This is a genomic window from Microbacterium sp. (assembly GCF_046295495.1).
In the GTDB taxonomy this organism is placed as follows: domain Bacteria; phylum Actinomycetota; class Actinomycetes; order Actinomycetales; family Microbacteriaceae; genus Microbacterium.
In genome coordinates this window covers 43,999-51,453 of the sequence record NZ_JBKBNC010000019.1, presented here as the reverse complement: position 1 = coordinate 51,453, position 7,455 = coordinate 43,999, and the positions used below count along the sequence as shown (strand labels likewise).

At 72.3% G+C, this 7,455-nt stretch carries 5 protein-coding genes and 1 pseudogene; all 6 read left to right on the top strand.

What is annotated here, in order from left to right; all coding sequences use genetic code 11:
* Nucleotides 1–243 (top strand): annotated as a pseudogene (locus ACK4LS_RS09250) (sugar ABC transporter ATP-binding protein); the annotation flags it as partial.
* Complete coding sequence (locus ACK4LS_RS09245; protein ID WP_409716367.1) at nucleotides 240–1,322, top strand: ABC transporter permease; 1,083 nt, start codon at nucleotides 240–242, stop codon at nucleotides 1,320–1,322. The pseudogene ACK4LS_RS09250 and the gene ACK4LS_RS09245, both read left to right, overlap by 4 nt.
* Nucleotides 1,323–1,391: 69 nt before the next feature.
* Nucleotides 1,392–2,378 carry an ABC transporter substrate-binding protein gene (locus ACK4LS_RS09240; RefSeq protein WP_409716365.1) on the top strand — a complete coding sequence of 329 codons (987 nt, stop codon included), beginning with the start codon at nucleotides 1,392–1,394 and terminating at the stop codon, nucleotides 2,376–2,378.
* Nucleotides 2,379–2,619: 241 nt separating this feature from the next.
* Nucleotides 2,620–3,447 carry a class II fructose-bisphosphate aldolase gene (locus ACK4LS_RS09235; RefSeq protein WP_409716363.1) on the top strand — a complete coding sequence of 276 codons (828 nt, stop codon included), beginning with the start codon at nucleotides 2,620–2,622 and terminating at the stop codon, nucleotides 3,445–3,447.
* Entirely contained in the window at nucleotides 3,444–4,508 is a 1,065-nt protein-coding gene (locus tag ACK4LS_RS09230; RefSeq protein WP_409716362.1) for a 1-phosphofructokinase family hexose kinase, read from the top strand. Before ACK4LS_RS09235 ends, ACK4LS_RS09230 begins: the two co-directional genes overlap by 4 nt.
* Nucleotides 4,505–7,357, top strand: coding sequence for an FAD-binding and (Fe-S)-binding domain-containing protein (locus tag ACK4LS_RS09225; protein WP_409716360.1), 2,853 nt, complete (start codon nucleotides 4,505–4,507; stop codon nucleotides 7,355–7,357). Before ACK4LS_RS09230 ends, ACK4LS_RS09225 begins: the two co-directional genes overlap by 4 nt.
* Nucleotides 7,358–7,455 lie beyond the last annotated feature (98 nt).

The window sequence follows — 7,455 nt, the reverse complement described above, 5'->3', positions numbered from 1 at the left end:
CCGACCGCCGCCCTGGGCGTGCGGCAGACGAAGAACGTGCTCGAGACCATCCGCCGCGTGCGCGACAAGGGCATCGCCGTGGTCTTCATCTCGCACTCCATGCCCCACGTCATCGATGTGTCCGACCGCATCCAGGTGCTGCGCCTGGGCACCCGCGTCGCGAACATCAACGCCAAGGACACCTCCATGGAAGAACTCGTCGGACTCATGACCGGCGCCGTCACGAAGGACGACCAGAAGTGAGCCTCAAGACCCCTCCCACCGAGACCGTCGCCATCGGCACGCTCGACAATCAGAAGACCAACCCGATCAAGGCGATCCTGCGCACGCAGGCCTTCCAGATCCTCCTGGTGCTGCTGGCGATCATCATCGTGTTCAGCATCCTCGCGCCCGACTCGTTCGCGCAGTGGACCAACTTCCGCCTCATCATCCAGAACGCCTCGATCCTCGCGGTCCTGGCGGTCGGCATGACCTACGTCATCATCACCGCCGGCATCGACCTCTCGGTGGGATCCGTGCTCGTCTTCTCGGGCGTCGTCGCCGCTCTCGTCATGCGGGCGATGGGCGGAGAAGGCTGGGGCGTCGCCATCGCCGGCATCGTCGTCTCGATCCTGAGCGGTGTGTGCTGGGGGCTGTTGAACGGCTTCCTCATCGCGAAGGCGAAGATCCCGCCGCTGATCGTCACGCTGGGCTCGCTCGGCATGGCGCTGGGTCTGGCGCAGATCCTCACCGGCGGCGTCGACGTGCGCGACGTGCCCACCGTGCTGACCGTCTCGATCGGCTACGGCAACGTGTTCGGCAGCGTCCCGATCATCAGCGTCATCGCGCTCGTGGTCGTGATCATCGGCGCGATCGTGCTGCACTACACGCGCTTCGGTCTCTACACGCTGGCCGTCGGCTCGAGCGAGATCGCGGCCCGCCGGGTCGGCGTGAAGGTCGACGCGCAGCTGATCAAGATCTACACGATCTCGGGCGCGCTCGCGGGGCTCGGCGGCATCCTGTCGCTCTCGCAGTTCTCCACGACCGCGATCGCCGGTCAGTCGCAGACCAACCTGAACGTCATCGCTGCGGTGGTCATCGGTGGGACCTCGCTGTTCGGCGGCGTCGGCACGATCATGGGCACCGTCGTCGGCCTGTTCATCCCGGCGGTGCTGCAGAACGGCTTCGTCATCACCGGCGTGCAGCCCTTCTGGCAGCAGGTCGCGGTCGGCGCGGTGCTGATCACGGCGGTGTACGTCGACCAGGTGCGTCGTACGGCCGCCACGCGCGGCAACTCCCAAGGCCTCTGGCGCAAGTTCGTCAGCGGGGGCCGGCGCGGCTGAGCCCGCCGCGACGCCCACTCCACCCCTACCCGACCCGAAGCAACACCTCACAACAGAACGGTGATCACAATGAAGTGGAACAAGAAGGCGACCGCCCTGACGGTCTTCGGCATGGCGGCGACGCTCACCCTCGCGGGCTGCTCCGGCGGCACGACCTCGGGCGGCGCCTCCGGCGGCTCGGACGGCTACAAGATCGCGTTCGTGCAGGGCGTCGCCGGAGATGAGTTCTACATCTCCATGCAGTGCGGCATCCAGGACGAAGCCGAAAAAGAAGGCGCCACCGTCACCACCCAGGGCCCCGAGAAGTTCGACCCCACGCTCCAAAAGCCGATTGTCGACGCCGTCGTCGCCTCCCAGCCCGACGCCCTGCTCATCGCACCCACCGACGTCTCCGCGATGCAGGCACCGATCGCCGCGGCCGAGGCCGCCGGCATCAAGGTCGTCCTCGTCGACACCACGCTGGAGGACCCCTCCGCCGCGGTGTCGCAGATCTCCAGCGACAACGAAGGCGGCGGCGCGGCCGCGTTCAAGGCCATCCAGGACGCCAACCCGAACGGCGGCAAGGTGCTCGTCGTCTCCGTCGACCCCGGCATCTCCACCACCGACGCCCGCGCGAAGGGCTTCGAAGACGCCGTCGCCGAAGACAGCAAGTTCGAATCCGTCGGGGTGCAGTACTCCCACAACGAGCCCTCCACCGCCGCGGAGATCGTCACCGCCGCGCTGCAGAAGGACCCCGACATCGTCGGCATCTTCGCGGCCAACCTGTTCGCCGCCGAAGGCTCGGCCACCGGGGTCCAGCAAGCGGGCAAGCAGGGCGCCGTCACCATCGTCGGCTTCGACGCCGGCCCCGCCCAGGTCAAGGCGCTGCAGGCCGGCACGGTGCAGGCCCTCGTCGCGCAGGAGCCCGCCACCATCGGCTCCGACGGCGTCAAGCAGGCCATCGCGGCGCTGAAGGGCGAGGCGACGGAGGAGAAGATCCAGACCGGGTTCACCATCCTCACCAAGGACAACATCGACGGCGAAGGCAAAGACGCCGTCTACAAGTCCTCCTGCTAACCCACCCCCTTCCTCGTGTGAGGGGTCGGAAACTGTCGCCGCGAGACGCTCCCAGCGACAGAAACTGACCCCTCATGCGGGAGAACCCGGATGCCGGGGCCCGCGCGTCGCGTGAGGTCACGGCATCCGCCTTGCGGAGGTCCCTGCGCTCGTCGAAGGGACCGGTACCCCCGCCCGGAGGCTTCGACAGGCTCAGCCACCGGGCTCGCGCCCGCTTCACCCCGACAAGAGAGACACCGCCGTGCCGCTGGCCGATATGCCCGCCCTGCTCGCCGCGCATCGCGCGGTCGGGGCCTTCAACTTCATCACCCTCGAGGTCGCCGAGGCGATCGTCGCCGGGGCCGAGGCCGCCGGCACCGGCGTGATCCTGCAGCTGTCGCAGAACGCGATCGCGTTCCACGGGGGTCTCGCCCCCGCCGCCTCCGCCGCGCTGCGCCTGGCCGAGAGCGCCCGCGTCGACGTCGCGGTGCACCTCGACCACGCGACCGACGAGCAGCTCATCGACGAGGCGCTCGCCGTCGGCATCCGCTCGGTGATGTTCGACGCGGCATACCTTCCGGATGCCGAGAACCTCGAGCGCACCGCCGCCGTCGCCGCCCGCGTGCACGCCGCCGAGGCCTGGGTCGAGGCCGAGCTCGGCGAGATCGGCGGCAAGGGCGCCCACGCGCCCGGCGTGCGCACCGACGTCGACGAGGCCGTACGGTTCGTGCGCGAGACGGGGGTCGACGCCCTGGCCGTCGCCGTCGGCAGCGAGCACGCCATGCGCGAGCGCAGCGCGACCCTCGACGAGGACCTCATCGCCCGACTCGCCGCCGCGCTCCCCGTCCCGCTCGTGCTGCACGGCTCGAGCGGCGTCGCCGACGCCGGGATCGACGGCGCCGTGCGCGCCGGCATGCGCAAGATCAACATCGGCACGCACCTGAACACCGTGCTGACCGGCGCCGTGCGCGAGGAGCTCGCGCGCGATCCGGATGCCATCGACCCGCGCCGTTGGATCGCCCCGGGCCGCGCGGCGGTCGCCGACGAGGTGCGCCGGTTGCTCGGGGTCGTGACGGGGTCCCGCGCGTGACCGGCATCGTCACCCTGACCGCGGCGGGGGCCATCGACGCGACCTACCGTGTCGACGCGCTGCGTCGCGGCGCTTTCGCCCGCGCCGAGAGCTACACGCGCGAGGTCAGCGGCAAGGGCGTCAACGTCTCGGCCGCCCTCGCCGCGGGTGGGGCCGACACCGCGGCGGTCGTCGTGCTCGGCACCGACGACGTGCGCTTCGCCCGCGCGGGGAGCACGGCCGCGCTCCTGCGCATCGTGGAGGTGCCCGGAGCGACGCGCGTGAACACCTCGATCATCGACGCCGAGGGTGCCACGACGAAGGTCAACGCCCCCACTCCGCCGCTGTCGGCCGACGCGTGGGAGGCCACGATCTCGGCGCTGCGCGACGAGCTCGCCGCGCGCGAGAAGCCGTGGCTGGTGATCTCGGGGAGCCTGCCGGAACTCGCCGGAACGGCGGCACCGGTCGAGCTCGCCGCCGTGCGCGTGCTGGCGCGAGAGCTGGGCGCGCGCGTGGCCGTCGACACGAGCGGCGCCGCCCTCGACGCGCTCCTCGCCGACCCGTCGGGCATCGACCTGCTGACCCCCAACGTCGACGAGCTCGCCGCGGCGGTGGGGCGGCCGCTCGCGAGCATCGGCGACGTCATCGCCGCCGCACGCGAGATCGTCGCGCGCGGCGTACCGACGGTGCTGGCCAGCATGGGCGCCGACGGCCTGCTGGCGGTCACCGCCGAGCGTGCCGTCTTCGCCCGCGCCCAGGCGCCCGTCATCGCGAACACGGCCGGAGCGGGGGATGCCGCCCTCGCGGGCTTCCTGCTCGGCCTCACCCTGGTGCCTCCCGTCGATGCCGACCGCCCGGACGCCGCGGCCGCGGGCGCCTCTGCCCCGAACGCCGGACCTCCCGCCGCCAGACGCCCCGACGCCGATCGCCTCGCTGCCGCCGCAGCCTCCGCCGCCGAGTGGGGGGCGCACGCCGTCGCCCACGCCTCGACGATCGTCGCGGGGCCGCCGAGCGGCATCCGGGCCGAGTTCGACGACGCCCCCGACCTCCTCCGCGCGCTGAGTCCCGAGGGCGACGCGTGAGCGCCGTCGCGCCGGAGGTCGGGTCGCACGTTGCGTCGGGGGGTTCGCTCGCACTCGCGCCCGAGATCGCGGCCGCCGTCGGCGACGTCTCGCGCATCCGCACCCGGGCCATCGACCGCGTCGCCTACGCCAACGACGCCTCGCACTACCTGCTGACCCCCGACGCCGTGGTCATCGCGGCCGACGCCGCCGAGGTGGGCGCGATCCTGCGCGGGGCCACGGCATCCGGCACCCCGGTCACCTTCCGCTCGGGCGGCACCAGCTTGTCGGGGCAGTCGTCGGGGTCGGGGGTGCTCGTCGACGTGCGCCAGGGGTTCGGCCGCATCGACGTGCTCGACAGCGGTCGCCGCGTGCGGTCGCAGCCCGGGGCGACGGTGCGCCAGGTCAATGCACGGTTGCTGCGGCACGGGCACCGTCTCGGGCCCGATCCCGCGAGCGAGGCCGCCTGCACGATCGGCGGGGTCGTGGCGAACAACTCCAGCGGGATGGCGTGCGGGACCGCGGAGAACTCCTACCGCACGCTCGAGTCGCTCGTGCTCGTGCTGGCCTCGGGGACCGTGGTCGACACGGCCGATCCGGATGCCGACCGGCTGCTCTCCGAGCGCGAGCCCGCCCTCGTGGCCGAGCTGATGCGCCTGCGCGACCGGGTCGTGGGCGACGCGGCCAGCGTCGCGCTCATCGAGCGCCAGTTCGCGATGAAGAACACGATGGGCTACGCCCTCAACGCCTTCCTGGACTTCGACACCCCGGCGGCCCTGCTCGCGCACCTCGTCGTGGGATCCGAGGGCACGCTCGCCTTCGTCGCCGAAGCGACCTTCCGTACGGTGCCGATCCGACCCGCGACCGCGACCACCCTCGCGGTGTTCCCCACCCTCGACGCGGCCACGCGCGCCCTCCCGGCGCTGGTCGCGACGGGCGCGGCGACGCTCGAGCTGATGGATGCCACGTCCCTCCGCGTCGGACAGCGCCTGGCCGGCACGCCCGCCGCGATCCACGGCTTCGAGGCCACGACCCAGGCGGCGCTGCTCGTGGAGTACCACGCCGACGATGCCGACGCCCTGCGCTCGCTCGCCGAGAGCGGTTCGCGCGCGCTCGCCGCGGAGGACCTGCGCGCCGCGGCGGTCTTCTCGAGCGACCCCGCGCAGCGCGCCGCGGCCTGGACCTTCCGCAAGGGCCTCTACGCCTCGGTCGCGGGCGCGCGTCCGAGCGGGACGACGGCGCTTCTCGAAGACGTCGTCGTGCCGGTCGGGCGTCTCGCCGACACCTGCGGCGGCCTGCAGGAGCTGTTCGCGCGTTACGGCTACGCCGACAGCGTGATCTTCGGCCACGCCAAAGACGGCAACATCCACTTCATGCTCACCGACCGGTTCGAGGGGGCGAGAGCGCTCGCGCGCTTCGAGCGTTTCACCGACGCGATGGTCGACCTCGTGCTCGACGCCGGCGGCAACCTGAAAGCCGAGCACGGCACGGGTCGCGCGATGGCGCCGTACGTGCGGCGGCAGTACGGCGACGAGCTGTACGACGTGATGGTGCGGCTCAAGCGTCTGCTCGACCCCAGCGGCATCCTGAATCCCGGCGTGATCATCGACGACGACCCCGGGGCGCACATGCGCCACCTGAAGGCGCCGGTGTCGATCGAGCCCGAGGCCGACCGGTGCGTGGAGTGCGGATACTGCGAGCCCGTGTGCCCGAGCCGGTCGCTGACCCTCACCCCGCGTCAGCGCATCGTCGTGCGGCGCGCGTCGACCGCCGCCCGCGAACGCGGCGACGGGGCCCTCGTCGCCGAGCTGGAGAAGGACTACGACTACGACGGCGTGCAGACCTGCGCCGTCGACGGCATGTGCCAGACGGCGTGCCCGGTGCTCATCAACACCGGGGCGCTGATGAAGCGCTTCCGGCGGGAGGATGCCAACCCGGCGCTGGCCGCGGGATGGTCGGCCGCGGCGACCGGGTGGGGTGCGGTGACGCGGGCGGGGTCGGCTGCTCTTTCCGTGGCCTCGGCCGTTCCGTTGCCCGTCGTGCGGACGGTGACCGACGCGGCGCGTAAGGTTCTGGGCACGGATACGGTGCCGCGGTACTCGGGGGAGCTTCCCGCGGGCGGGGCGTCGCGGCGATCGTTGGGCTCCGTCGTCGGGGCCGTGGGTGTGGAGCCGGTCGCGGTGTTCCTGCCCGCCTGCGTGGGAAGCATGTTCGGGCCGGCCTCCGCCGATGGCATCGGGGCGACCGCGGCGTTCGTGCGACTGCTCGAGCGTGCCGGGGTGTCCGCGATCGTGCCCGACGGCGTCGACGCGCTGTGCTGCGGAACCCCGTGGTCGTCGAAGGGCTACGCGAAGGGCCACGCCACGATGTCGGCCCGCGTGCGTGCCGCCGTGCGCGCGGCCACCCGCGAGGGCACGCTGCCGGTCGTGTGCGACGCGTCCAGCTGCACCGAGGGGTTCGCGGCGACCCTGCGTGACGACGGCATCCGGGTTCTGGATGCCGTGGCCTTCGCGGCATCCGCTCTGCTTCCGGCCCTCAGCCCCACGCCGGTGGCGGAACTGCTGGCCCTCCACCCGACGTGTTCGTCGAGACAGCTGGGCATCGACCCGGCGTTGCGGGCCGTCGGCGAAGCCGTGGCATCCGAGGTTCGCGTCCCCGACGCGTGGGGGTGCTGCGCCTACGCCGGCGACCGGGGGATGCTGCACCCCGAGCTGACCGAGGCCGCGACCGCCCCCGAGGCGGCCGAGGTCGCGGGCTGGGGCGCCGACGCGCACGCCTCGTGCAATCGCACGTGCGAGCTGGGCATGACGAAGGCGACGGGGGAGCCGTACGTGCACGTGCTGGAGCTGCTGGAGCGGGCGACGCGCTGAGGGGGCGCGTCCGGACGGGCGCGTCCTCTCCCATCTCTCTTCGGCTCAGGCAGTTTCAGCTTCTCGCCCGCGACGGCCGGCACGACAGCGTTGATCAG